Origin of the sequence: Thioclava sp. UBA3469, assembly GCF_002378135.1 — a bacterium.
GTDB classification, from domain to species: Bacteria; Pseudomonadota; Alphaproteobacteria; order Rhodobacterales; family Rhodobacteraceae; genus Thioclava; species Thioclava sediminum.
The window spans coordinates 1-24571 of the sequence record NZ_DFRG01000007.1 but is presented as its reverse complement, the minus strand read 5'-3'; the positions used below and the strand labels follow the sequence as shown (position 1 = coordinate 24571).

At 63.4% G+C, this 24571-nt stretch carries 22 protein-coding genes; 10 read left to right on the top strand and 12 right to left on the bottom strand.

Features of this window, described 5'->3' with window-relative positions:
* The 3 genes from yidC to yihA form a co-directional block, all read left to right on the top strand.
* On the top strand, positions 1 to 1706 hold a 1706-nt coding region (yidC, locus tag B3D39_RS00545; RefSeq protein WP_286789271.1), incomplete at its 5' end, for a membrane protein insertase YidC.
* Complete coding sequence (locus B3D39_RS00540; protein WP_274962753.1) at positions 1703 to 2470, top strand: MOSC domain-containing protein; 768 nt, start codon at positions 1703 to 1705, stop codon at positions 2468 to 2470. The genes yidC and B3D39_RS00540, both read left to right, overlap by 4 nt.
* On the top strand, positions 2470 to 3120 hold the full coding sequence (gene yihA, locus B3D39_RS00535; RefSeq protein ID WP_078569521.1) for a ribosome biogenesis GTP-binding protein YihA/YsxC: 651 nt from the start codon (positions 2470 to 2472) through the stop codon (positions 3118 to 3120). Before B3D39_RS00540 ends, yihA begins: the two co-directional genes overlap by 1 nt.
* 21 nt (positions 3121 to 3141) lie before the next feature.
* Here yihA and argF read toward each other — a convergent pair whose 3' ends face one another.
* From argF to B3D39_RS00520, 3 genes are all read right to left on the bottom strand, one after another.
* Complete coding sequence (argF, locus tag B3D39_RS00530) at positions 3142 to 4068, bottom strand: ornithine carbamoyltransferase (RefSeq protein WP_078519747.1); 927 nt, start codon at positions 4066 to 4068, stop codon at positions 3142 to 3144.
* Between the two features lie 88 nt (positions 4069 to 4156).
* Entirely contained in the window at positions 4157 to 5335 is a 1179-nt protein-coding gene (locus B3D39_RS00525; RefSeq protein ID WP_078603998.1) for an aspartate aminotransferase family protein, read from the bottom strand.
* 222 nt (positions 5336 to 5557) lie between these two features.
* Positions 5558 to 6304: a ZIP family metal transporter gene (locus B3D39_RS00520; protein ID WP_078520030.1), complete on the bottom strand. Its 747-nt coding sequence runs from the start codon at positions 6302 to 6304 to the stop codon at positions 5558 to 5560.
* Between the two features lie 154 nt (positions 6305 to 6458).
* Here B3D39_RS00520 and B3D39_RS00515 point away from each other — a divergent pair, with 154 nt between their 5' ends.
* Positions 6459 to 7622 (top strand): alpha-hydroxy acid oxidase, encoded by a 1164-nt coding sequence (locus B3D39_RS00515; protein WP_286789270.1) that lies wholly within the window; start codon positions 6459 to 6461, stop codon positions 7620 to 7622.
* A gap of 9 nt (positions 7623 to 7631) precedes the next feature.
* On the opposite strand, the gene B3D39_RS00510 is transcribed toward B3D39_RS00515, so the two are convergent.
* Positions 7632 to 8504 carry a bifunctional helix-turn-helix transcriptional regulator/GNAT family N-acetyltransferase gene (locus B3D39_RS00510; RefSeq protein WP_274962963.1) on the bottom strand — a complete coding sequence of 291 codons (873 nt, stop codon included), beginning with the start codon at positions 8502 to 8504 and terminating at the stop codon, positions 7632 to 7634.
* A 185-nt stretch (positions 8505 to 8689) separates the two neighbouring features.
* Here B3D39_RS00510 and B3D39_RS00505 point away from each other — a divergent pair, with 185 nt between their 5' ends.
* From B3D39_RS00505 to pth, 3 genes are all read left to right on the top strand, one after another.
* Complete coding sequence (locus tag B3D39_RS00505; RefSeq protein ID WP_078546074.1) at positions 8690 to 9325, top strand: 50S ribosomal protein L25/general stress protein Ctc; 636 nt, start codon at positions 8690 to 8692, stop codon at positions 9323 to 9325.
* 189 nt (positions 9326 to 9514) lie between these two features.
* Entirely contained in the window at positions 9515 to 9805 is a 291-nt protein-coding gene (locus B3D39_RS00500) for a hypothetical protein (protein ID WP_274962964.1), read from the top strand.
* Between the two features lie 86 nt (positions 9806 to 9891).
* A complete protein-coding gene (gene pth / locus B3D39_RS00495; RefSeq protein ID WP_274962965.1) occupies positions 9892 to 10602 on the top strand; it encodes an aminoacyl-tRNA hydrolase in 711 nt (236 codons plus the stop codon).
* On the opposite strand, the gene B3D39_RS00490 is transcribed toward pth, so the two are convergent.
* Positions 10603 to 11037, bottom strand: coding sequence for a VOC family protein (locus B3D39_RS00490; RefSeq protein WP_078519753.1), 435 nt, complete (start codon positions 11035 to 11037; stop codon positions 10603 to 10605).
* Positions 11038 to 11191: 154 nt separating this feature from the next.
* On the opposite strand from B3D39_RS00490, the gene thyX reads away from it, so the two are divergent.
* The 3 genes from thyX (at position 11192) to B3D39_RS00475 (ending at position 13690) form a co-directional block, all read left to right on the top strand.
* On the top strand, positions 11192 to 12115 hold the full coding sequence (thyX, locus tag B3D39_RS00485) for an FAD-dependent thymidylate synthase (protein WP_274962966.1): 924 nt from the start codon (positions 11192 to 11194) through the stop codon (positions 12113 to 12115).
* Positions 12105 to 13148 carry a type I restriction enzyme HsdR N-terminal domain-containing protein gene (locus B3D39_RS00480; RefSeq protein WP_274962967.1) on the top strand — a complete coding sequence of 348 codons (1044 nt, stop codon included), beginning with the start codon at positions 12105 to 12107 and terminating at the stop codon, positions 13146 to 13148. Before thyX ends, B3D39_RS00480 begins: the two co-directional genes overlap by 11 nt.
* 128 nt (positions 13149 to 13276) lie before the next feature.
* Positions 13277 to 13690: a DUF1810 domain-containing protein gene (locus B3D39_RS00475; protein ID WP_274962968.1), complete on the top strand. Its 414-nt coding sequence runs from the start codon at positions 13277 to 13279 to the stop codon at positions 13688 to 13690.
* Here the strand turns inward: B3D39_RS00475 and B3D39_RS00470 are convergent.
* The 7 genes from B3D39_RS00470 to B3D39_RS00440 form a co-directional block, all read right to left on the bottom strand.
* Positions 13679 to 14590: an ABC transporter permease gene (locus tag B3D39_RS00470; protein WP_078539814.1), complete on the bottom strand. Its 912-nt coding sequence runs from the start codon at positions 14588 to 14590 to the stop codon at positions 13679 to 13681. The genes B3D39_RS00475 and B3D39_RS00470 overlap by 12 nt on opposite strands.
* A 12-nt stretch (positions 14591 to 14602) precedes the next feature.
* Entirely contained in the window at positions 14603 to 15883 is a 1281-nt protein-coding gene (locus tag B3D39_RS00465) for an ABC transporter permease (RefSeq protein ID WP_083079225.1), read from the bottom strand.
* 17 nt (positions 15884 to 15900) lie between these two features.
* Positions 15901 to 16392, bottom strand: a complete 492-nt coding sequence (locus B3D39_RS00460; RefSeq protein ID WP_168176751.1) for a YegJ family protein — start codon at positions 16390 to 16392, stop codon at positions 15901 to 15903.
* A gap of 68 nt (positions 16393 to 16460) precedes the next feature.
* Positions 16461 to 17537 (bottom strand): ABC transporter substrate-binding protein, encoded by a 1077-nt coding sequence (locus B3D39_RS00455; protein WP_078599532.1) that lies wholly within the window; start codon positions 17535 to 17537, stop codon positions 16461 to 16463.
* Positions 17538 to 17652: 115 nt separating this feature from the next.
* Entirely contained in the window at positions 17653 to 18753 is a 1101-nt protein-coding gene (locus B3D39_RS00450) for an ABC transporter ATP-binding protein (RefSeq protein ID WP_078569534.1), read from the bottom strand.
* A gap of 109 nt (positions 18754 to 18862) precedes the next feature.
* A complete protein-coding gene (locus tag B3D39_RS00445) occupies positions 18863 to 21595 on the bottom strand; it encodes a Hint domain-containing protein (protein ID WP_274962969.1) in 2733 nt (910 codons plus the stop codon).
* A 121-nt stretch (positions 21596 to 21716) separates the two neighbouring features.
* Positions 21717 to 24281, bottom strand: coding sequence for a hypothetical protein (locus tag B3D39_RS00440; protein ID WP_274962970.1), 2565 nt, complete (start codon positions 24279 to 24281; stop codon positions 21717 to 21719).
* Positions 24282 to 24571 lie beyond the last annotated feature (290 nt).

Genomic DNA, 24571 nt, shown 5'->3' with positions numbered 1-24571 from the left:
AAGCCACTGATATCGCACCGAAGACCGCCGCCGACTCCACAGGCGCGCCGGTCGATACGGCGACGATGTCCCAAGCCGCGAGCGCCCAATCCCAGAGCGCCGCGCGCATCGAGATCGACACCCCCGCAGTCGAGGGCTCGATCTCGACTCTCGGCGGGCGTTTCGACGATCTCTCGCTCAAGAAATACAAGGAAACGCTGGCCGAGGATTCGCCCGACGTGCGGCTTCTGTCGCCGATCAGCGGCGATACCGGCAATTCGACCCTGCCCTATTACGTCGTCTATGGGTGGCTGCCCGCAGGCGGTCTGCCCGGCGATCAGGTGCCCGGTCCGAACACGGTCTGGACGCAGGTCGGCAACGGCAAACTCACGCCCGACACCCCGGTCACGCTGCAATGGGACAACGGCCACGGCCTGACCTTCCAGCGCGAGATCTCGGTCGACGACAAATATCTCTTCACGATCAAGCAGTCGGTGCAGAACGGCACCGACGCCGCCGTGAAGCTTGCCCCCTACGGCATCATCGCGCGTCACGGCATCCCGCAGGAGCGCCGCGTCTACGTGCTCCACGAAGGCCTCGTGGCGATGGATGACGGCAATCTGGAAGAGATCAAGTACAAGAACATCACCAAGCTCGACAACAAGGGCGCCGAGGGTCAGGCCGAGATCAAGCAGGTGCAGGACGCCGGCTGGACGGGCTTCACCGACAAATACTGGCAGACCGTTCTGGCGCCGATCTCGGGCCCGTTCACCTCGGTCGTGAAATATTCGGGCGAGAAGTCCGACATCTACCAGACCGAGACCCGCCTGCCGGTTATCGACGTGGCGCCCGGCGCCAAGGGCGACGCGCAAACCCACCTCTTCGCCGGTGCGAAGGAATGGGAAACCCTGCGCGACTATCAGGACAATGTCCCGATCCCGAAATTCGTCGACTCGCTCGACTGGGGCTGGTTCTACTTCCTCACCAAGCCGATGTTCCGCCTGCTGCACTTCCTGCATGGCGCGATCGGCAACATGGGCTGGGCGATCATCGCACTGACCTTCATCATCAAGCTGATCGTCTTCCCGCTGGCACGGAAGTCCTACATCTCGATGGCGCGCATGAAAGAGCTGCAGCCCGAGATGGAGAAGATGAAGGAAGCTGCCGGCGACGACCGCCAGAAGATGCAGCAGGGCATGATGGAGCTCTACAAGAAGCACAAGGTGAACCCCGCCGCGGGCTGTCTGCCGCTTCTGATCCAGATCCCGATCTTCTTCTCGCTCTATAAGGTGATCTACGTCACGATCGAGCTGTATCACGCGCCGTGGATCGGCTGGATCCATGACCTTTCGGCTCCCGATCCGACCTCGATCCTGAACCTGTTCGGCCTGCTGCCCTTCGCAGCGCCCGATCCGGGCTCGCCGCTCTTCATCCTGTCGCTCGGCATCCTGCCGATCCTGCTGGGTGTGTCGATGTGGTTCCAGCAGCGCCTGAACCCGGCGCCGACGGACAAGACGCAGGCGATGATCTTTGCGTGGATGCCGTGGGTCTTCATGTTCATGCTGGGCAGCTTCGCCTCGGGCCTCGTGCTGTACTGGATCACGAACAACACGATCACGTTCCTGCAGCAGTACACGATCATGTCGATGCACGGGAAACGCCCGGATCTGTTCGGCAATATCAAAGAGAGCTTCCAGCGGAAGAAACCCGCCGAAGAGAAGAAATGAGCGCAACGCTCTCTCGCATCTACCGACATCCGATCAAGTCGATCGGGGTAGAGGAACTGAAGGACGCGTCCCTTGAAGAGGGGCGCGTCTTGCCTTGCGACCGGGAGTGGGCGGTGCTGCACGAGCGCTCCAAGGTGGGCGTCGGCGCGGAGGGACGTGCCGATAGCTGGGGCCAGAAGATCAACTTCGTGATCGGGCGCTCCGCGCCGGGGCTGATGGGGGTCACCTCTCGGATGCTCGACAACGGGCACATCCTGCTGGAGCATCCCGAGCAGTGGCATCTCGAGATCGACCCCGAGCGCGAAGCCGACCAGCGCAAGCTATTCGAATGGCTGCGCACCTTCTGGCCGGACAGTGCACCGCGCCCGACTGCGCTGGTGCGCGGCCCCGACCGGGCCTTCACGGACGATCCCCTGCCCTATGTCTCGTTGATCGGGCAGGCCTCGCTCGACGATCTCTCGGCACGAGTGGGCAAGCAGATCGACCGCCGCCGCTTCCGCGCCAATCTCTGGGTCGAGGGCTGGGAGCCTTTCGCGGAGATGGACCTGATCGGCAAGACGGTGCGCGTTGGCGAGGCGGAACTGCAACTGCGCGCCTGTATCGGGCGTTGCCGTGCGACGGACGCCAATATCGAGACGGGCGAACGCGATATCGACATGCTGGCAGAGCTGGAACGCCATTACGGACATACCGACCTTGGCGTCTTCTGTCTCGTCACCAAACAGGGCCGCATCGCGCGCGGCGACAAGATCGAGGTACTCTGATGGAGTTGAATTTCCCGCTGGCCGAGGCCCCCGACGATTTTTCGCGTGAGCGTGGTCGCAAGCTGTTTGCCGCGCCCGTCGATTTCCTCAAGGGCGTCGTCGCGATGAAGGGGCTGCCGCCTGCCGACCGGATCGAGGTCTGTTTCGCGGGCCGCTCCAATGTCGGCAAGTCGAGCCTGATCAACGCGCTGACGAACCGCCGCAACCTTGCGCGGGCGTCGAACACGCCGGGCCGGACGCAGGAGATCAATTATTTCACCACGCAGGACGGTCCCTATCTGGTCGACCTTCCGGGCTACGGGTTCGCGCAGGCCCCCGTCGCGGTCGTCGCGAAATGGCAGGCGCTGCTGAAGGATTATCTGTCGGGCCGCGCCACGCTGCGCCGCGCCTTCGTGCTGATCGACACGCGTCACGGCGTGAAAACGGTGGACGAGGAAATCCTGACGCTGCTCGACCGCGCAGCCGTCCCCTTCCAGGTCGTGATGACGAAGGCCGACAAGGTCAGCGCAAAGGATTGCGAGAAGGTGCTGGATCAGGTGCGCAAGGCGCTCGCGAAACACCCCGCCGCCTTCCCTGAGATCGTGCTGACCTCGTCCGAGAAGGGCGAAGGGATCGAGACGCTGCGCGCGATCATCGCCGGGCTGGAGTAACCCCCTGCCCGGCCGCTGTCGTTATTTGCCGAGGCAGTAGCGCATCACCGCCTTTTGCGCGTGCAGACGGTTCTCCGCCTCGTCGAAGATCACCGAGGCCGGGCCGTCCATGACGCCGCTCGTCGCCTCGTCGTTGCGATGCGCGGGCAGGCAATGCATGAAAAGCGCGTCGGGCTTGGCGTGGCTCATCAGCTCCTCGTTGACCTGATAGGGCCGCAGCTGGTTGTGGCGGCGCTCCTTCGCGGATTCCGGATCGTGCATCGACACCCAGGTATCGGTGACGATGAGATCGGCGCCCTCGACCGCCTTGACCGGATCCCGCTCGATGGTGATCGGGTGGCCCGCCTTCTCGGCCACGTCCAGCCAAGCGCGCTCGGGATCGAGCGTTTCCGGACCCGTGAAGGTCAGATCGAAGCCGAACTGCGCCGCCGCATGGGCGAAGCTCGCGAAGACGTTGTTGCCGTCGCCCGACCAGACCACCTTCTTGCCCGCGATCGGCCCGCGCTGCTCTTCATAGGTCATCACATCGGCCATGATCTGGCAGGGGTGGGTGCGGTCGGTGAGACCGTTGATCACCGGCACCGAAGCATATTCGGCCATCTCGAGCAGGGTTTCCTCCTCAAAGGTCCGGATCATGATCAGATCGACATAGCGCGACAGAACCCGGGCAGTATCGGCGATGGTCTCGCCATGGCCCAGCTGCATATCCGCGCCCGAGAGCACCATCGACTGACCGCCCATCTGGCGCACGCCGACATCGAAGCTGACGCGGGTCCGGGTCGAGGGCTTCTCGAAGATCAGAGCGACCATGTGACCGGCCAGCGGCTGCTCGTCATCGGGCGCGCCTTTCGGGCGACCGTTGCGGGCCTGCTTCATCGCGATGCCTTGGTCGATCATGGACCGCAGCGCGGCGGGGTCGGTTTTGTGGATATCGAGGAAATGGTTCATCGGTTTGTCTTTCGTGGAGGGGCCTGAGGGGCTGTCCGCCCCGCTGCGCTCCCGCGCAGCCCCCGAGGATATTTACGCCAAGAGGAAGTCAGGCGGCCTTTTCGAGTTGCGACGCGGCGGCATCGAGACGGGTCACGGCCTCGGCCAGATCGGCCTCGGAAATGTTCAGCGCGGGCAGAAGGCGCAACACATTGTCGGCAGCCGGCACGGTCAGCAGGTGCTGATCATAGGCGGCAGCGACCAAGTCGGTCGGCGCGCGCTTGCATTTGAGCCCGAGCATCAGACCGGTGCCGCGCACGCTCTCGAACGTGTCGGGATGCGCGGCGATCAGCCCTTCGAGCTTCTGGCGCAGGAAGCCAGCGCGCGCGTTCACCTGATCGAGGAAGGCTGGCTCGGAGACGATCTCCATCACCTTGGCGCCGACCGCGCAGCCCAGCGGGTTGCCGCCATAGGTCGAGCCATGCGTGCCCGCGACCATGCCGGAGGCGGCCTCCTCAGTCGCCAGCACCGCGCCCAGCGGGAAGCCCCCGCCGATGCCTTTCGCGACCATCATGATGTCAGGGGTGATGCCCGCCCATTCATGCGCGAAGAGCCGTCCCGAACGGCCCACGCCGCATTGCACCTCGTCGAAGATCAGGAGCGCGCCCGTCTCGTCGCAGAGATCGCGCAGTCCTTTCAGGCACTGATCGGGCACCGGGCGGATACCGCCCTCGCCCTGGATCGGCTCGATCAGGATGGCCGCGGTCTTGTCGGAGACGGCGGCCTTGAGCGCCTCGTGATCGCCCCAGGGAAGCTGGGTGAAACCGGGCAGCAGCGGACCGAAGCCCTTCACCATCTTTTCCGAATTCGGCGTGGCCGAGATCGCCCCGGTGGAGCGGCCGTGGAAGGCGCCATCGAAGGTGATGATCTCGGTTCGATCTTCGCCCTTCGAGGACCAGTATTTCCGCGCCATCTTGATCGCGAGTTCCGCAGCCTCGGTGCCGGAATTGGTGAAGAAGACCGTATCGGCGAAAGTCTTCTCGACCAGCGCGTCGGCCAGCGCCTGCTGCTGCGGGATCTGGTAGAGGTTCGAGACATGCCACAGCTTGCTCGCCTGCTCGGTCAGCGCCTCGACCAGTTCGGGGGCGGCATGACCCAGCGCATTCACCGCAATCCCCGCGCCCATGTCGAGATATCGGGTCCCGTCCGCCGTCTCCAGCCAGGAACCCTCGCCCTTCACGAAGGCGAGCGGTGCGCGATTATAGGTCGGCAAAACGGAGGGGATCATCGGGTCAAACTCCAGTAAGAGAAGGCAAATGCGTGCAACAGTCCCGGGGGTCTGTCAACATTCAGGGGCCTAAGGTCAGCGATTTGGGATAGGGTGTGGCGGCATGCCACGGCAGATCGGACGTCAGGCGCTTCAGCGGCGACGTCGGGGACGGGTGATATATGCGGTCCGTGCGATCATGCGTTTGCGCTTACGCCGGGGCAGCGCGGAAGTAAAGAGGGTTCAGCCAAGCGTCACGTCGAGGAACATCATCAGGATCAACCCGAAAAGCAGCCCGGCGGTCGCACGGTTCTGGTGCCCGTTGCGGTGGGTTTCGGGCAGGATCTCGTGGCTGATGATGTAGAGCATCGCGCCCGCCGCGAAGGTCAGGCCCCATGGCAGCAGCGCACCGGAGACCGAGACCGCCGCCGCGCCGACCAGCGCGCCTACGGGTTCGACCGCCCCGGTCATCGCGGTGACGAAGAAGGCCTTGCGGCGGGTGTAGCCCTGCCCGATCAGCGCGACGGCCACAGCCAGCCCCTCGGGGATGTCCTGCAGCGAGATGCCGGTCATCACCGAGAAGCCGTTCTCGTTGCCCGCGCCGAAGGCCACGCCGATCGACAGGCCTTCGGGGAAGTTGTGGATCGTGATCGCGATCACGAAAAGCCAGATCCGCGCCAGTTGCGCCGCGTCTGCCCCTTCGCGCCCGGAGGTGAAGTGCTCGTGCGGCAGCGTCGCGTTCAGCCAGGCCACGAAGCCCGCGCCGATGGCAATCCCGATCGCGGCGATGGCGGCGGCGACCCAGACCGAGCCGAACATGGTCTCGGCCACGTCGATGCCCGGCAGGATCAGCGAGAAATACGAGGCCGAGAGCATCACGCCCGCCGCGAAGCCCAGCATCGTATCGGCTGTGCGCTGGCTCATGGAGCGCCCGAGCAGCGCCGGGATCGCCCCGGCGGCCGTTGCGACGCCCGCCACCATGCCGCCCATAAGGCCGAGCCAAATCTCGTTCACGCCGCTCTCCTTTTCGTGTTCGCCCGGCGAGATGGGAACGGATCGCGCATGATTGCAAGCCTTGCGATGGGTGATTGCGCAAATTTCGAGGGATTGGTAAGGAAACTTAACCACGGAGAGAGGAACACCCATGCCCGTCATCACCTCCATCGCCGATCTGAAACGTCTGCATAAGCGCCGCACGCCGAAGATGTTCTACGATTACGCGGAAAGCGGCTCCTATACCGAGCAGACCTTCCGCGAGAATACCGAGGACTTCGCGCAGATCCGCCTCAACCAGCGTATCGCGCGGGACATGACGGGGCGCACGACGACATCGACGATGCTGGGTCAGGAGGTCGCGATGCCGGTGGCGCTCGCGCCCGTGGGGCTGACGGGTATGCAGCGCGCCGATGGCGAGATCAAGGCGGCGAAGGCGGCGGAGAAATTCGGCGTGCCCTATACGCTCTCGACCATGTCGATCTGCTCGATCGAGGACGTCGCCGAGAATGTCAGCCAGCCCTTCTGGTTCCAGATCTACACGCTGACCGATGACGACTATAACAAGCGCGTGCTGGAGCGGGCGCGGGCAGCAGGCTGTTCGGCGCTGGTGATCACGGTCGATCTGCAGCTGCTGGGCCAGCGGCACAAGGATCTGAAGAACGGGCTGACCGCGCCGCCGAAATTCACCCCGGCCGTGCTGGCCGATCTGGCGACAAAATGGCGCTGGGGCATCGAGATGCTGCAGACCAAGCGACGCTTCTTCGGCAATATCGTGGGCCATGTGGACAGCGCCGCCGATCCCGCCTCGCTGTCGTCGTGGACCGCGGAGAAGTTCGATCAGTCGCTGAACTGGGACCGGATCAAGCAGCTCATGGATATGTGGGGCGGCAAGGTGATCCTGAAGGGGATTCTCAGCGAGGAAGACGCCGAGATGGCCGCCGCGACCGGGGCCGATGCGATCGTGGTCTCGAACCATGGCGGGCGTCAGCTCGACGGGGCGCTCAGCTCGATCCGGATGCTGCCGAAGATCGTCAATGCGGTCGGCGACAAGACCGAGGTCTGGCTCGATAGCGGCATCCGCTCGGGGCAGGACGTGCTCAAGGCGCTGGCGCTTGGCGCGAAGGGCGTGATGATCGGGCGCGCCTATGTCTACGGTCTGGGCGCGATGGGCGAGCCGGGCGTGACCAAGGCGCTGGAGGTCATCCAGAAGGAGCTCGACACCTCGATGGCGCTGTGCGGCGAGCGTCGGATCGAAGATCTGGGCCGGAACGATCTGCTGATCCCCAACGGCTTCTTCGACACCTATTCCTGAGGGCAGGTCCTAAGGGCTGAGGCGCTTTTCGAAGAACCGGTCGGGATAGGGATCGTCGTTGAAGCGGTCGATCTCATCCCAGCCGAAGCGGTGATACATGGCGACCGCTTCGGGCAGTGCGGAATTGGTATCGAGCCGCAGATACAGCTGGCCCAACTCGCGCGCCGCCGCCTCAACCGCCTCCATCAACTGCCGCGCCAGCCCGAGGCCGCGGGCGGCAGGCGCGATCCAGACGCGCTTCACCTCGGCATAATCCGCCCCGCCCTTCAGCGCCGCACAGCCCACCGGCACTCCATCGGACAATGCGAGCAGGAAGGTGCCACGGGGCGGGCGCATATCGTCGGCCTCGGGATCTTTCGACAGGTTCACATCGAAGCCACCCTCGAACCGGGCGGCAAGTTCCGCGTAATAGTGCTGAAGGCAATCCCGCGCCCGCGGGTCGAGCGGATCGCAGGGCACGATTTCGATCTCGGCGCGGGTCAGTGCCGTCGCGATCAGATCCATCGCCGCCAAGAGCGCGGTCTGGTCGGGATGGCGCGAGAGGATATCCGCCGCCTGCGCATCAGAGAGCCGTTCGTATTCCGCGAATTCCGCCTGCCCCGCCTCGGTCAGACGCGCGATGCGGCGCCGCCCGTCTTCGGGATCGTCCTCCACGACGATCAGCCCTTCGCTTTCCAGCCCGCGCAGCAGACGGCTCATCAGCCCGGAATCGAGCGCCAGAGCCTGACGCAGCTTCGCGACGTCGCCCTGCCCGCGCCCGATCGCATTGAGCACCCGCGCAGAGCCCAACGGCCGCCCCCGATCGAGAAACGAAGAATTCAGCGCGCCCACCTGCCGGGTGACGGCCCGGTTGAACCGGCGTATATGTGCGAGTGCGTCCATGGGAATACCTGACTTGCGTCCGAGATTATTTCTGACATTAGTCAGATATCCTTCTATAGCAACCCGTATTCCGCCGCATCGTCGCTTTCCCCTTGCCATCTCGGCCAATCCCGAGTATCCGCGCGGCTTCATGGGCCCGACACCCTTGGAGGCGGCCCATCACTTTGACAAATTGGAGACCAGTTATGGCAAAAGAGATCGAAACGATCGAAGCCGTGGCGCGTACGGGGACGGGCAAGGGGGCCGCTCGGCAAGCGCGTCGTGAGGGCCTCGTGCCCGGTATCGTCTACGGCGACGGCAAGGACCCGGTTGCAATCAACCTCGACTACAACCGCCTGATCACCCGCCTGCGCAAAGGCCGCTTCATGTCCACCCTCTTCAACCTGAAGATGGACGGCCAGGAAGATGTCCGCGTGATCTGCCGCGGCGTTCAGAAAGACGTCGTCAAGGACCTGCCGACCCACGTCGACTTCATGCGCACCCACCGCAACTCGCGCATCTCGCTCTTCGTGCATGTCGAGTTCATCAACCACGAGAAGGCGCCCGGCCTTAAGCGCGGCGGCACCCTCGTCGCAGTGCGTCCGGAAGTCGAACTCAACGTTCTCGCCGGTGACATCCCCGAGCAGATCGTGGTCGACCTCGAAGGCAAGCAGATCGGCGACACCATCCACATCTCCGACGTGGACCTGCCGAAAGGCGCCAAGCCGACCATCGAGCGTGACTTCGTGATCGCGAACGTCGCTCCGCCGAAAGGCTTCGGTGGCGGTTCCTCCGACGAGGACGAAGGCGAAGAAACCAGCGAAGAAGCGACCGAAGAGTAATTCTTCTTCCGATGAGATTTTCGAGACGGGGCCTTTCGGGGCCCCGTTTTTCTTTGGCCAAAGCCGCAATTGCCGGATGCGCGGCAAACCGCCAGCCAGACGTGCTCACATTTATGTGAACAAAAAATTTCTCGCCTTTTTTCCAAAACGCGATAGCTTCGAAGGTAATACAACCTAAAGGCTAGTCACATGCTGGAGCTTATCGCACTCGTTCTTGCAGCATTCGTGGTGCTACCGCCTAGAATGCTCAGCGCAATTGGTCGCGCCGTTTATGCCGTGCTGCGTCCGGTCCTGCGCCCGTTCTACCGCTTCGCGTCGAAACGACTCCCGCGCAACGGGTATGAAGAAATTGCGAAATGCGATATCGACGAGACCAGCGAGCGCCTCTTCGATGAATTCGCCCTGCCCGAGCCGCAAGAACGCCCGATCATAGTAGGCGAGTCGGGACGCCCGACCTATGTCGAATACCGCGCGGCTTAAGCGCGACGCCCCCTTTCCCCTGCGCGCCCGCTCACATATCCCTCTGTGAGCAGAGCCTCGACACCGGCGTTCGAAAGGGGAGACGCATGCAGCTTTGGGTGGGCCTGGGAAATCCGGGCGCGAAATACGCGAACAACCGTCACAATATCGGTTTCATGGCGCTCGACCGGATCGCCGAAGATCACCGCTTCGCCCCGTGGCGCGGCAAGTTTCAGGGTCAGGTGAGTGAGGGCCGTTTCGGCTCGACCCGCGTTGTGCTGCTGAAACCCGAAACCTTCATGAACCTGTCCGGCCAGTCCGTGCGCGCGGCGGCCGATTTCTACAAGGTCGATGTCTCCGACATCACCGTCTTCCATGACGAGCTGGACCTCGCCCCTGGCAAGTGCCGCCTCAAGCAGGGTGGCGGCCATGCGGGGCATAACGGGCTGCGCTCGATCCATCAGCATATGAGCCCCGATTATGCGCGGGTGCGGCTGGGCATCGGCCATCCGGGGCACAAGGACCGCGTGGCGGGCTATGTGCTCAACGATTTCCCGAAGGCAGAGCAGGAGATGCTCGACGACCTGCTGCGCGGGATCTCGGACGGGGCGCCTGCGCTGGCGGCGGGCGACGGGTCGAAATTCCTCAATGCGGTGAGCCTGCGGGTCGCGCCGCCGCGCTCTTCGACCGGGACCAAGGCACCGGCCAAAGCCGACACCCCTGCCCCGCAAGACGCCCCGCATCCCGCGCCGCAAAAGAAAGAGGCCACGGAAACCCGCAGCCCCTTCGACAAGCTCAAGGATCACTTCCGTAAGTGATCACCAGCTGCCGGTGTTTTCCATGCTCGACCACGGCTCTTGGATCGGCAGCGGCTCGCCCATCTGCAGCAGCTCGATCGAGATATTGTCGGGCGAGCGCACGAAGGCCATGTGACCGTCGCGCGGTGGGCGGTTGATCGTCACGCCATTATCCATCAGGTGCTGGCACATCTCGTAGATGTTTTCGACGCGGTAAGCGAGGTGGCCGAAATGGCGGCTGTCCGAGGGCAGCCCGCTATCGCCGTCCCAGTTCCAGGTCAGCTCCACATCCGCCGTGCCGTCGTCCTGCTCGGGCGGGCACATGAAGACCAGCGTGAAGCGGCCCTTGTCGTTCTCGATGCGGCGGCGTTCCTTGAGGCCCAGAAGCTCGTAGAAGGCTTTCGATTTCTCGAGGTCGAGCACGCGGACCATCGTGTGCAGATATTCGATTTTCATGAACAGGCTTCCTTGGAACTGATTGCGGTTAACCGGAGGATAGCCCTTGAGGCAGCCGCGGCAAGCGCCCCGGCTTATCCACAGGATATGGCGGTTCCTAGAGCCGCCCATCGCATATATAGTGGAGGTCGATTCGAGACATCCGGAGGACATCATGGCGCTCACCCCCGAACAACAAGCCGAGATCGACGCACAGCGCGCCGAGACGCAAATGACCGCGCGGGCGGTCTCGCCGGGGATGGAGAAGCGCCTCTATACCGCCCATGAAGTGCTCGATCACGGGGTGGTCCGGGTCATCGACTACATGGGCGACGACAATGCGATCGTGCAGGCGGCGCGCGTCTCCTATGGGCGGGGCACCAAGACGGTGAACAGCGACGCGGGCCTGATCCGCTATCTGATGCGGCACTGGCACTCGACCCCGTTCGAGATGTGCGAGGTCAAGTTCCATGTCAAACTTCCGGTCTTCGTCGCGCGCCAGTGGATCCGCCACCGCACCGCGAACGTTAACGAATACTCCGCGCGTTATTCGATCCTCGACCGCGAATTCTACATCCCCGAGGCCAGCCAGCTCGCCGCGCAATCGAGCCAGAACCATCAGGGCCGCGGTCAGGTGCTGGAGGGTGCCGAGGCCGCTCGCGTGCTCGACATCCTGCGCGACGACGCGATGCGCGCCTATGACCATTACGAGGACATGCTGACGCCCGACGAGGATGCGGGCAAACAGGGCCTCGCGCGGGAACTGGCGCGGATGAACCTGCCCACCAATATCTACACGCAATGGTATTGGAAGGTGGACCTGCACAACCTCTTCCACTTCCTGCGCCTGCGCGCCGACAGCCACGCGCAATACGAGATCCGCGTCTATGCCGAGACCATGTGCGACATCGTCAAGGATTGGGTGCCCGCGGCCTATTCGGCCTTCGAGGATTATAGGTTGGGTGGGGTGAACCTCAGTGGGAAAGCAGTTGACCTACTCAAACGCAAGTTGAATGGTGAAACCATTACACAAGAAAATTCCGGCATGAGCAAAGGCGAATGGCGGGAGTTTGAGGAGATTTGGGGACATGGCAATTGAAAATGCGCTGAAACAATTATCTGATCGCATTTCGCAACACGCAGCCACGATTGGCACAGAAGAAGCGGTTAAGACCTCGGTGGTTTTGCCGTTTCTTCAAGCCCTCGGGTACGATGTATTCAATCCCGGCGAAGTAATCCCCGAATTCACCGCCGACGTTATCGGCAAGAAAGGTGAAAAGGTCGATTATGCAATTAAGCTTGGCGACGAAATTCGTATCTTGATCGAATGCAAAGCCCTCAACACCAAACTTGACCGTAGACACCTCGCTCAACTCTACAGGTACTTTTCCGTTACAAACGCAAAGTTCGCGATCCTCACGAACGGTCAGATCTACGAATTTTATTCCGATCTCGAAGAACCGAATAAACTCGACAACAAGCCTTTCTTCTCATTCGACCTTCTTGACGGGGGCGCAGGGGCAATCGGCGAACTCGCTAAGTTCGAGAAATCCTCATTTGACGTGGACAAAATTCTCGCCAATGCCGAGCGGCTCAAACATGTATCGACGGTGAAGAAGTATCTTCTTTCCGAGTTCGAAGATCCGAGTGCGGACTTTATCAAGCTCGTCGCGACCCATGTTTACGATGGCCGCATCACCGCTCAAGTTCGCGATGCAATTGGATCTGCGACTAAGTTCGCCTTCCGAGAAATCGTACGAGATCAGGTCCGCGCTAGGCTTTCCTCCGCGCTGGATAGCAGCGCAGAGTCTGAAGGCAATGACATTGATCCGGTCGAGACAAATGACATCGAAACAACGTCGGATGAAATCGAAGGCATGATGACCATTCGCGCAATCGTGCGGGAAGTTATCGATGCAAAGCGCGTCGATCTGCGAGACGCGAAAAGTTACTGCGCGGTCTTGGTCGACGATAACAACCGCAAGCCGCTTGCCCGGCTGCATTTCAATCGGAAGCAATGGTATCTCGGGCTGTTCGATGGCGAGAGTGAAGAGCGTTTGCCAATAAACGAACTCACCGACATCTATCAGTTTTCTGAACGCTTGAAAGAAACGGCAAAAGCTTACGCTTGAGCAATGCCCCCCGCCCGGCCCCTAGGCCGGGCCGCGCCCGACCCGCCCCCAGGGCGGGCACGATTGCGCCCACCCTCGGATCGGTCGCGGCCCTCCTCGCGATGTCCAGAGCGTGCTAGGCTCATCCCATGACCCAACGCTTCCACGCTCCCCAAGCCCGCGACTATCCGACCGCTCTGGCGGAGCTGCGCCAAGGTCGCAAAACCAGCCATTGGATCTGGTGGATCTTCCCGCAACTGGCCTCGCTCGGCCGCTCGCCTCGGGCGGTGGAATACGGGATCGCGGATCTGGCCGAGGCGCGGGACTATCTCGCCGATCCGGTGTTGCGGGCGCGGCTGGTAGAGGCCTCCGAGGCGGTGCTCGCCCATGCGGGCACGCCTATCGAGGAGATCATGGGGCCGGTCGATGCGCTGAAGCTGCGCTCCTGCGCGACGCTGTTCGAGGCCGCCTCAAAGAAAAAGGAGCCGGTGTTCACCCGGCTCCTTGAGACGTTTTATGAGGGCGAGCGCTGCCCGCTGACGCTGGACGCCTTAGCCCGGTGACATCCCGCGCAGGCGCTCGGAGCGGCGGCGCAGCAGCTCGACCGTGGTCAGAAGCGCGATCGACACGAAGACGAGGATCGTGGCCACCGCAAGGATCGCGGGGCTGATCTGTTCGCGGATACCGTTCCACATCTGACGCGGGATCGTCTGCTGGTCATAGCCTGCCACGAAGAGCACCACGACGACTTCGTCGAAGGAGGTGACGAAGGCGAACAGCGCGCCCGAGACCACGCCCGGCAGGATCAGCGGCATCACGATCTTGAAGAAGGTCGTGCGCGGATCCGCGCCCAGGTTCTGCGCCGCGCGGGTCAGCGAGTGATCGAAGCCCACCAGCGTCGCGGTCACGGTGATGATCACGAAGGGAATGCCCAGGGTCGCGTGGGCCATGATGATGCCCGGATAGGAATGCGCGAGCCCGGTCTTCGAGTAGAAGAAGAACAGCCCCGTCGCGGTGATGATGATCGGCACGATCATCGGCGAGATCAGCACCGCCATGATGGCGCGGCGGAACGGCATCTCGGGGCGCGACAGGCCGAGGGCTGCCAGCGTACCCAGCACCGTCGCGAGGATCGTCGAGAAGAAACCGATGATCACCGAGTTCTTCGCCACGTCGATCCAGGTCGAATGCTGCCAGGCATCCATCCACCACGACCAGCCACGCTCCACCTGCGGCTCCTGCATCCCGAAGGTCAGCAGCAGGTCATACCAGCGCATCGAATAGCCGGATGGGTCGAAGCTGAGCATCTTCTCGGTGAAGGTGAAATAGGGCTCCGCATTGAAGGACAGCGGAATGATCACCACGATCGGCGCGATCAGGAAGAAGAAGATCAGGCCACAGATCACGAGATAGGCGTAGTGCCAGGTTCTCTCGAGCGGGCTTGCATATGCGGGAACGGCCATCTGTGTTTCTCCTCAGCCCAGCTTCATGTTGTCGATGCCCACCAGCCGGTCATAGAGCCAGTAGAGGATGATGACGCCGCCCAGCAGCATCGAGGCCAATGCCGCAGCAAGCGACCAGTTGAGCGATTTCTGCATGTGGAAGGCGATCATGTTCGAGATCAGCTGACCGTCTGCACCACCGACAAGGGCGGGGGTGATGTAGTAGCCGACCGAGAGGATGAACACGAGAAGCGCCCCTGCCCCGATCCCCGGCAGCGTCTGCGGCAGGTAGATGCGGCGGAAGGCGGTCCACGAGGTCGCGCCAAGGCTGCGGGCCGCGCGGACATAGCTCGGCGGGATGGTCCGCATCACCGAGTAGAGCGGTAGCACCATGAAGGGCAGCAGGATATGGGTCATCGCGACGATCGTGCCGGTCTGGTTATACATCATCTCCAGCCGGTTATCGTTGCCGATCAGACCCGACCAGACGAGCAGATCGTTGATCACGCCCTGCTGCTGCAACAGCACCATCCACGAGGTCGTCCGCACCAGCAGCGAGGTCCAGAAGGGCAGCAGCACGAAGATCATCAGAAGGTTCGATTTCGCCAGTGGCAGCGAGGCCAGCAGATGCGCGATCGGGAAGGCGAGGAACATGCAGAGCACGGTGATCACCAGCGACAGGATCGCGGTGCGGATGAACAGCTTGCCGTAGATCGCGCGTTGCGGATCGACGGGCACGATATTGTTGTCCTTGTCGCGGGTGTGATCGGTCGCGGCGAGGTAGAAATCCACCGTGTAGGGGCTCGATGCGGAGCGCATCGCACGCCAGAGGTTCGGGTCGCTCCAATCCTCGTTCACGCCGAGGATCGCTTCTTTCCACGGCGGCTCGAGACGTTCGATCTTGCGCGCGGTGGAGGTGAACAGCGAGCGCGTGCCCGCCACGTCATAGTTGATCCGGGTCCCCGCCTCGCCCTGCGTGCGGTTTTCCTTCATCTGCTTGAGGTCCGAGGCGAGCGCGGTATAGGCGCTCTCGTCGATCGGCGACCCCAAGGGGTGTTCGTTGAACCATTGCCCCAGCGCCGGCGCGTTCTTCGAGAACCCGTCGTTATAGACCGATTGCAGCAGCATCTGCCCGATCGGAACGACGAAGGTAATCAGAACGAAGAGGAACAGCGGCGCTACCAGAAGGAAGGCGCGGCGTTTTGCGCGGAGTTGCGATTTCGCAAGGGCGGCCTTCAGCGGCAGCCCGTCGGCGGTCTTCAACTGTGTTGGTTCGGGGCCGTTCAGGCTCGCATCCATCGTTGCGTCGCTCATCGTGTCTCCTTGGCCCCTCAGGGCAGCGGGGCGAGCTGCGCGCGCAAATTCGCGGCTTGCTCGGCGGGAATATCGGGCAGCATCACCCGCGTCGTATAGTTGCCGTGAAGCTTGCCATCGCGGCGAAAGCTCCAGTCGGAAATCTGGTTCGGCGCGAAGGTAATCTCGTCTCCGGCATGCGCTTTGAAATGCACGGGCTCGTTCATCAGCGTGCCGGTGATTTTCTGCGCGGAGATCGAAATCGGCGCGATCCAGATATGTTCGAGGCCATCGGCGGGCGTATCGATCCCCGCCTTGAGCATGAATTGCGAGCCGGACCGGGCGCGCACCGCAGGAATGAAGACGCTTTCATAGGTCGCGCGGGCTTGGCCGATCGCCGCGTTCATCTTCGTATCGCCGGTCTCGTAGCCGACGACCGCATCGTCTTGCGCCTGAGCGTGCAAGGCAGCGGGCAACGACAGGCAAAGACCGATGCACAAACAGGCCAGTGACGACCGGAAAGCTGACATCCGCGGGGCTCCTGACATCGAACAGGTCGGACCGCGCGGCACCGGAATGCCGCGCGGCCCTATTGGCTTTAGCCAGCGAGCCAAGCGTTGAAGCGCTCGCTCAGTTCGGTGTCGTGGTCAGCCCAGAACTCCGAGTCGTTGACCAGGGCGTTCTGCATGTTGTTTTCCGCGGTGGGCATATGCGGGCCCATCTCGGTTTTGCCGTCTTGATACATCCCGACCATCGGAGCCGAGGACTTACGTGCCGGACCGTAGGAGATCCACTTCGCCTGGTTGGCGAGCTGCTGGGTCTCGGTCGCGAACTTCAGGTATTTCTTCGCGGCTTCCATATGGGGCGCGCCCTTCGGGATCACGAAGAAGTCGAAGTCCATCAGCTGGCCGTCCCAGACGATCTTGAAGGGCTGACCCTCGGCGACCTCGGCGTTGAAGATACGACCGTTATAGGCGGTCGACATCACGACTTCGCCGTCGGCGAGAAGCTGCGGCGGCTGTGCACCGGCATCCCACCAGACGACGTCGCCCTTGATCTTGTCGAGTTCGGCGAAGGCCTTGTCGACGCCCTCGGGGGTGCCGAGTTCCTTGTAGACGTCCGCAGCCGGAACGCCTGCGCCCATCAGCGCGAATTCCAGCGTGCCTTTGGCCGACTTACGCAGACCGCGCTTGCCCGGGTACTTCGCGGTGTCGAAGAAGTCGGCGATCGAGGTCGGCTCACCGTCAACTTTGTCCGAGTTGTAGGACATCACGGTCGACCACACGATGTTCGCCACACCGCAATCGGTGAAGGAGCCATCGATGAAGTCTTCGCTCGCCGGGGTGCCGTCGGGCGACGCGGCCAGATCGGTGTCGGGGTCGATCGGCTCGAGCAGACCTTCGTCGCACAGGCGGATCGCGTCGGACTTTTCAACATCGGCCACGTCGACCGACACGTTGTTCGCTTCGACCTGCGCCTTGATCGGGGTCGCCGGGTTGTCGGCGGCTTCCATGTTCACGTCGATGCCGGTCGCTTCCGCGAAGGGCTTGTTATAGGCTTCGACCTGGCTTTTCTCGTAAGCGCCGCCCCAGGAAAGGACAGTGACTTCCTCGGCCTGCGCCGCACCGGCCACGAGGCCGACGAGCGCGGTGCTCAGGATCATTGCTTTTTTCATCTTGGTCTTACTCCCAGTTGGTTGAGCTTTTGTGGTTTCGCGACGTTTTCGCCGCTTGGCCGCTTTTTGCGGCAGTTCGGAGCGTGCGGAGCTTGGGCCGCACGTTCCGCATTCTTTAGAGATCGAGCGCGCGCGCGTCCTGCGGGTGCCAGCCGATCTTGACCGTCTGGCCTTCCGTCAACCGCACCTGATCGAGCGTATTGCGCGATTTCATCACGAATTCCGGCGACCCGGCAACCTTCATACGGGTGCGCAGGATGTCCCCCATATAGATCACTTCGAGCACGTCGGCGTTGATCGTATGAGCGCCCGAAGGCATCATCTCGGGCTTGAATTCGACCCGCTCGGGACGGATCGAGACCAGCGTCTCCTGCCCCGCCTCGCGGATGTTCACCGCCGTCGCGTCGATGATCTCGCCGGTTTCCAGACGCACCGTGCAGGTGTCGCCGGTCAGCGTCTCCACCCGGCCCGGAAGCTTGTTGTTCTCGCCGATGAACTGCGCGACGAAGCTGTTCTGCGGACGTTCATAAAGCTCGTCCGGCGGTGCGAGTTGCTGGATGCGCCCGTCGTTGAACACGGCCACGCGGTCCGACATGGTCAGCGCCTCGCCCTGATCGTGGGTCACGTAGACCACGGTGATCCCGAGACTTTCATGCAAGTGCTTGATCTCGAACTGCATATGTTCGCGAAGCTGTTTGTCGAGTGCGCCGAGCGGTTCGTCCATCAGGACCAGCTCGGGGTCGAAGACCAGCGCGCGGGCCAGTGCGATCCGCTGTTGCTGACCGCCCGAAAGCTGCGCCGGACGGCGATGGATGAAGCTCCCCATCTGCACCATGTCCAGTGCGCGCTTGACCTTGGTTTCGCGTTCATCCTTGCCCATGCCCCGCACTTCGAGCGGGAAGGCGAGGTTCTCGCCCACGGTCATATGTGGAAAGAGTGCATAGTTCTGGAACACCATCCCGATGCCGCGCTTGTGCGGAGGCACCATGTTGATGTTCTGGCCGTCGAGGCGGATCTCGCCGTTGGTGGCGGTTTCGAAACCTGCAAGCATCATCAGGCAGGTGGTTTTCCCTGAACCGGACGGTCCGAGCATCGTCAGAAACTCGCCCTTACCGATCGAGAGATTGAGATCCTTCACGACGAGCGTTTCGCCGTCATAGCTCTTCTGCACGCGGTCGAATACGACGAATCCATCGTCGCTAGCTGCGTTGTTCAAAGCGGGCTCCCCGTTGTTTTTTGTCGTTGGTCAATTCCCGTGCATGTGACTAAAGCAAGGGCATTTGCGTTTTTCAACCCGGAAATCAAAAACCCACGTCACCGACGCATCACAGCACGGTTTCGCCTGAAAAATTGCCGTTTTGCGTCGCTTGTCGCGCAAGGAGCGACCACGACTTGCATTTGGAACGATCTAGCTTCCGCAACGTAAGCGGCGGACGAACTCGTGGACCGTAGACCGCTTCCGGCGCCGCGCCGAGGAAATGGACCTTCGCCAAGGCGGGGTGGGCGCGCAGCAGATCGGTCAGATCTGAGGGGGTCAGCGCGCGCAGCGCCTGCGGTCCGGGCCAGAAACTTTCGACCCAGGCGCCCTCGGCATTGACCAACGCATGACGCGGCAGCAGCAAGTGGTGATAGATCACCTCCCGGCAGCCCCGCATCACCCGCGCCCCGCCCCATCCCGTTGCCGCTAAGTGGCGCGCGCGCGCGAGCGCGCCCTGCCCCTCCGGCACCCAGATGCAATGTTGCCCGGAGAGAACCAGCGCGTCGCGATTACCGAAGGCGCCGGGCCGCAGTCGTACCGGGCAAAGCCGCGGATCGGCGGCCAGTGCCGCCACCCCGAACCGGCGATGCGCATGCCACAAGACCGGCTGCGGTCTACCGTCCAGCGTCGTGACCAGATCGCCCGGTTTCAGGGTTTCCACCCGGCGCGGCCCGCGCGGCGTAGCCAGCCGCGTGCCTTCGGTGAAACAGGGGATGCCCATCGTGTAGAGCTGCGGCGCACCCGCCACCTGCACGGGCGCGATACCGGTCAGCGTCAGGCTCTCACCATTGGGGAAGCCGAGAACCGCATTGCCCGCGCCATCGTCGCTGACCGTCACATCCCAGGCATTGACCGGATTGCCGGTGCCGTCGGTCAGGTCCGAGACATCGAGCTGATCGAGTGTGAAGCCCGAACCGTCATCCGTCAGATCGAAATCGGTGACGATGTCCTGCCCGTCGCCATCGCCGAAGCTGAGGGTATCGGCCCCAAGGCCGGTGGTTATCGTATCGACCCCGGCACCCGCATCTATGACGTCATCGCCAGCGCCCGCATCGAGCGTGTCGCCCAGCGCCGAGCCGGTCAGCGTATCGGCCCCGTCGCCTGCTGCGATCGAGACGGCATTCCCCGCGGCGGAGGCATCGAATGCCTCTGCGTCGGCGGAGCCCCGAACCTCCTCGACCTCCCAGAAATAGGTGACGGTAATGCCGCCGTCATAACTGATCGCGCCGGTTTCCCAACCCGTCCAGAGGACGACGGCCTCACCCGGACCAAGCTCGATCACGTCCCAATCGGTGCCGCCTTCGCCGCCTAAGATCGTCTCGGCCCCGTCACCGGCATAAAGCAGGAACGTGTCGGCATCGTCGCCGCCATGCAGCTCGTCAGCCCCTGCGCCGCCGGTGAGCGTATCGCTGCCACCCACGCCCTGTAGTGTATCGTCGCCCGCCCCGCCCGAGATCAGGTCGTCGCCGCCCAGCGCCCAGATCGTGTCGTTGCCGTCGCCGCCCGAAAGCGTGTCCGCCCCCGATCCGCCGGTGATCGTGTCGGCGCCGCCACCACCGTCGATCAAGACGCCGCTGGTATCACTCGTGGCGTCGATCAGATCGCCCTGCTGCGACCCGACGACCCCTTCGATCTCGCTGAAACTCGCCGTGTTGCCACCGGCACTGGCAGTGCCGCTCTCCGATCCGGAGAAGGTAACGGCCACGCCGCCCGCCGTGTAATAGGTGAAGTTGAGCGAGTCGAAATCGCTGCCCGTGGTGACAGTCTCGCCGCCAAAGACCGTATCGCTGCCCCACGCGTCGCCCAGGTAAAACGTGTCGGCATCGGCATCGCCGTAGAGAAGGTCACTCCCGGCCTCCCCCGCGAGGTGATCGGCCCCGTCCCCGCCCGAGATCGTGTCGTCCCCCGTCCCGCCGAGGATCGTATCCGAGCCCGCCTCGCCCAGAATCGAGTCGTTGCCGTCCTCGCCATAGAGATAGTCGTTCCCCGCGCCACCAAGGATCGTGTCATCCCCGGTCTCGCCATGGACGACGTCGTCATCGTCCCCGCCCTCGACGTAATCCGCGCCGCCCCCGGCCCAGACCGTATCACTCCCGGCGCCGCCATAGATGGTGTCGTCATAGTCGTAGGAGATGCCCGGGACGTCATCGATCAGATCATTGCCATCGCCACCATAGACCAGATCGCCCTCGGCCAACGTGCCGCCGCCGGTACCGTAGTAAATCGTGTCGTCGCCCGCGCCACCGTCGATCGTGTCGGCGCCAGCGCCCCCATCGATCAGGTCGCTCGACGCGCCGCCTTGCAACGAGTCATCCAGACTGCCGCCCTGGGTCGCGTTGGCGTCGTCGGGGTCGTAGGTTGCGTTGAAGAGCTCGGTATAGGCCGGACCGGTAGAGACGTCGCTGACGGATGTGACCTCATAGGTGACACCGGGCTGCAGCGGTTGATCGGCGACCTCGCCGACGATCGTTCCGCCGATCTCAAGGATATAGATTGTGATCGTCGTGCCGTCCGGGGCGAGCAGCGTGAACGCATTCTCGATATAAACCTGACCGGACGCAATCGGCGCGCCATATGCATCGGTCACCGAGACGGATTGCGTGAGGTCGTTGCCGATCTCGTCGAGGATTGTGTCGCCGGAGAGAGTCGAGCCATCGTCGGAGAAGGTGAAGATGCGTCCGCTGGTATCGACGTCCCAGCTCGGCTCGATCATCAAACGGCTGCCGGTGACGACGGTCGAACCGCCGCCCTCGATCAGAAAATCCGACCGGAAATAGCCATGAAAGACGTAACTCGTCATCGCACGATCGCCCGATCAGCCCCAAAACGGTTTCACCCGGGGCGATCATCCCGCGCGCGGCTCAAGGCAGGGTTAACGTGCGCGAGAGAGTTCATTCGATTTGAGATAAATCGGTCGGGGATCAGCCCGGCATGACCGTGTTGTCGGGTTGCCAAGGTGCGCGGCCGGACGCATCCACGGGCAGCGACAGCGCCACCCCATCCGATGCCCCCGACGGATCGAGCGGCGGAAACTGCGCCATCCGCGTCGCGACCCGGTTCGCGCACAGCCGCCCGCCACGGTCGTTGAGATGGATCAGCAGATCGCCCCCAGCCTCGACCGCGAGATACCAGCCGCGCGTCGCGAGGTTGATGCCGCTCTCGCCCCACAGATCGATCAACGGGATCCCCCAACGATCAGCCACGCGCGCATGCACCGCGTTGCGCTCGAAATGCCCTTGCGGCCAGTCGAGCGTCCCATCGAAAGACCAGAAGGCCTGCGGTTCGCGCACGATGAACAGCCGATGATCTGGCACCCCATCGAAGCCGCTCGCCGCAAGATAATTGGCGATCATCGTGTTCCACAGCCCCTCATACGTCGCGATATGCCCGTTGCTCAGCGGTGCAGACAGGAAGGCCGCCGCACCATCCGCGGCGTTGCGCGCCTCGAACTCGTCCTGCTCGGCCTCGGTCATGATCCGGTCGCAGCTATAGGGGGTACCGGGCTGCGGAAGGTAGTAGACCGCGCGCGCCTCGGCGCTGCCGGTATTGCGATGCTCATATAGGATATCGAAGCCCGGTTGCGTGCCGGGGGCCGTGAAATAGGCCCCGGCTTGCGTCGCCGCGAGCCCCTCTGCGGGGCCTGCGAAATGCCCGACGGAGAGCGCCGCCGCCTTCGCCGCCAGCCCCGCAATCTGCGCCCCATCGAGCGCGAGGGTCTGATACCCGGCATTGGCCAGATCCATCACCCCGTCATTCGCGCCGAGCCAGAAGATCGTCGCCGCACTCCGGTCCCGGACACCCGCGCTCAGGCCCAGCGTCGTCGCGTTTCCTGCGGTCGCATCGCTGAAATTGATCAGGTCGTTCGCGAGCCCCGCCATGTAGTCGCGCGAGAACATACCCGTCACACCCTCGCCCGGCTTCGGCTGCAAGGTGCCGCCCGAGATCCCGCGCACCGAGTGCCCCTCGAGCGCCAGCACCTCGCGCAGATGCGGTTGCCACATGACCTGCGAGACCAGCGAATGGCCCAAAGTGATAACCCTCTTGCCCGCCCAAGGGGAGCGCAGCGCCTCTGCCATGTCGGCAAGATCCGCGCGGACGGCCTGCCCCGCCTGCTGGGCGTAGCCCGTCTGGACCGCACGCACCGCGTCGAAGCTGATCGCCTGCGCGGTCTCGGGCAGCGGGTGATAGGGGGCACCAAGCCGCGCCAGCGCTTCGGCCACCTCCGTTTCGCTGAGGTCGAAAGCGGGCTCGCCGGCCACGCCCAGATCGACCAGCATGAAGCAGCGCAACGTAAGCTTCAGCGACAAGGTCAGGAGGTTCTGATCGCTCCCGTCGCGCGGGCTGGCGAACTCGATATAGGGATTGCCGCGCGTCGCGCTCGCCTCGGCGATGAAGCACCGCGCAACGCGGTGGCGGATCGGCGCACCTGTGTCACCCACCTGCACGCGCAGCGCGTCCATCGCCGATCCCGGCGTGAATTGCAGCACGAAGGGACGCCAGCCGAGCGTGTCGATACCGCTTGCAGCGACATCGCCCTCCGCGTCGAAATCGGCATAAAGCGCGTAGCGATGCCCCGCGACCAGATCAACGCCCGCGCCGGGGACGTCTTTGTAGATCAGCATCGCGCCGAAGCTTTGCCCCGACAGGCTCCGCGCGACCTCCGCGCCCTCGGGGGCCCAGCTTACAGCATCCGCCCCCGAGATGGCCCATCCCGCGGCACCGTCGCGAAAGTCGTTGCCGCCGAAGACCGAACGCAATCCGGTAAGATTCCGCGCCGCCAGCGCTTCAGAAGACGGGTAGCTCGCGACCTCCTCGGCGATGGCGCTGGCCGCATGACGGTAGAGCGTCGCGAAACGCCCGCCCTCGCCAGCCACACTGAAATGCGCGCCTTCCGCGGTGGCCCCGAGCCCGTCGGTAACGCTCGCATAAACTCCGCCGCTCAGCATCGCGGCATCACGCGCCAGTTCCGCCGCCGCCCGGCTCTCCGCAGCGGACGCGCTGGCCCCCGCCGCCACCGTCGCCTCTGTGCCCGCCGCTTGTGCCCCGGCCTGCGCCTCCTCCGCCCAGGCCTGCGCGCTTTGCGTGCCCGGCCCACCCGGGGCCGCGCCCTCCGCCCAAGCCTGCGCCAGCGCGACATATACCGCGCTCGCCTCCGAAGGCGGCGTATCTGCGGGCGCTTCCTCAGGGGCAGTCGCGATACAATTGGCGAAACTCTCGCTTGGCGCATCGGGCACCCGAGCCAGAAACTCCCAATGCAATTCCCACGCGTCACCGAAACAGGTGCCGTGATAGTCGCCCGCAGGCAGATCGATCGCGAGCGCGCCTTCCGCGTCGGTCTGGGCAGAGACGATCCGCGGTACGCGCACCGTGACGCCGCCTTGCTCGACGGTCGAGACGATTCCGCCCAGCCGCTCGAAGCTGACGGTGCAATTGGCGCTAATCGTCCCGTCTGGGGATGTGACGATTCCGGTGATGTGGCAGGTCATGCGATCCTCGCTCAGGGTAAGCCGCTGTCGAGGGATAGGATCAGCAAGAGGCCCTACCGAGCTTTGAACCGAGCGCACGGTGCCCGTCCGAGCCCATCAGTCCATTGAAACCAAATGGAAAAAGTCAAAGCGGGAGACGTACAGACCTGCGCGCATCTGCGCTGCAACGAGAGATTTTCGATCTAGGGAATACCCGCCTCGGGTCTGTCAGATTTCTCTTCAGGAGAGAAATGGTGCGGTCGAGAAGACTCGAACTTCCACGGGAGTTACCCCACAGCGACCTCAACGCT

Coding starts and splice junctions, on each gene's coding strand:
- B3D39_RS00540 (WP_274962753.1), top strand. CDS start 1,703: ATGAGCGCAACGCTCTCTCGCATCTACCGACATCCGATCAAGTCGATC.
- yihA (WP_078569521.1), top strand. CDS start 2,470: ATGGAGTTGAATTTCCCGCTGGCCGAGGCCCCCGACGATTTTTCGCGT.
- argF (WP_078519747.1), bottom strand. CDS start 4,068: ATGAACCATTTCCTCGATATCCACAAAACCGACCCCGCCGCGCTGCGG.
- B3D39_RS00525 (WP_078603998.1), bottom strand. CDS start 5,335: ATGATCCCCTCCGTTTTGCCGACCTATAATCGCGCACCGCTCGCCTTC.
- B3D39_RS00520 (WP_078520030.1), bottom strand. CDS start 6,304: ATGGGCGGCATGGTGGCGGGCGTCGCAACGGCCGCCGGGGCGATCCCG.
- B3D39_RS00515 (WP_286789270.1), top strand. CDS start 6,459: ATGCCCGTCATCACCTCCATCGCCGATCTGAAACGTCTGCATAAGCGC.
- B3D39_RS00510 (WP_274962963.1), bottom strand. CDS start 8,504: ATGGACGCACTCGCACATATACGCCGGTTCAACCGGGCCGTCACCCGG.
- B3D39_RS00505 (WP_078546074.1), top strand. CDS start 8,690: ATGGCAAAAGAGATCGAAACGATCGAAGCCGTGGCGCGTACGGGGACG.
- B3D39_RS00500 (WP_274962964.1), top strand. CDS start 9,515: ATGCTGGAGCTTATCGCACTCGTTCTTGCAGCATTCGTGGTGCTACCG.
- pth (WP_274962965.1), top strand. CDS start 9,892: ATGCAGCTTTGGGTGGGCCTGGGAAATCCGGGCGCGAAATACGCGAAC.
- B3D39_RS00490 (WP_078519753.1), bottom strand. CDS start 11,037: ATGAAAATCGAATATCTGCACACGATGGTCCGCGTGCTCGACCTCGAG.
- thyX (WP_274962966.1), top strand. CDS start 11,192: ATGGCGCTCACCCCCGAACAACAAGCCGAGATCGACGCACAGCGCGCC.
- B3D39_RS00480 (WP_274962967.1), top strand. CDS start 12,105: ATGGCAATTGAAAATGCGCTGAAACAATTATCTGATCGCATTTCGCAA.
- B3D39_RS00475 (WP_274962968.1), top strand. CDS start 13,277: ATGACCCAACGCTTCCACGCTCCCCAAGCCCGCGACTATCCGACCGCT.
- B3D39_RS00470 (WP_078539814.1), bottom strand. CDS start 14,590: ATGGCCGTTCCCGCATATGCAAGCCCGCTCGAGAGAACCTGGCACTAC.
- B3D39_RS00465 (WP_083079225.1), bottom strand. CDS start 15,883: ATGAGCGACGCAACGATGGATGCGAGCCTGAACGGCCCCGAACCAACA.
- B3D39_RS00460 (WP_168176751.1), bottom strand. CDS start 16,392: ATGTCAGCTTTCCGGTCGTCACTGGCCTGTTTGTGCATCGGTCTTTGC.
- B3D39_RS00455 (WP_078599532.1), bottom strand. CDS start 17,537: ATGAAAAAAGCAATGATCCTGAGCACCGCGCTCGTCGGCCTCGTGGCC.
- B3D39_RS00445 (WP_274962969.1), bottom strand. CDS start 21,595: ATGACGAGTTACGTCTTTCATGGCTATTTCCGGTCGGATTTTCTGATC.
- B3D39_RS00440 (WP_274962970.1), bottom strand. CDS start 24,281: ATGACCTGCCACATCACCGGAATCGTCACATCCCCAGACGGGACGATT.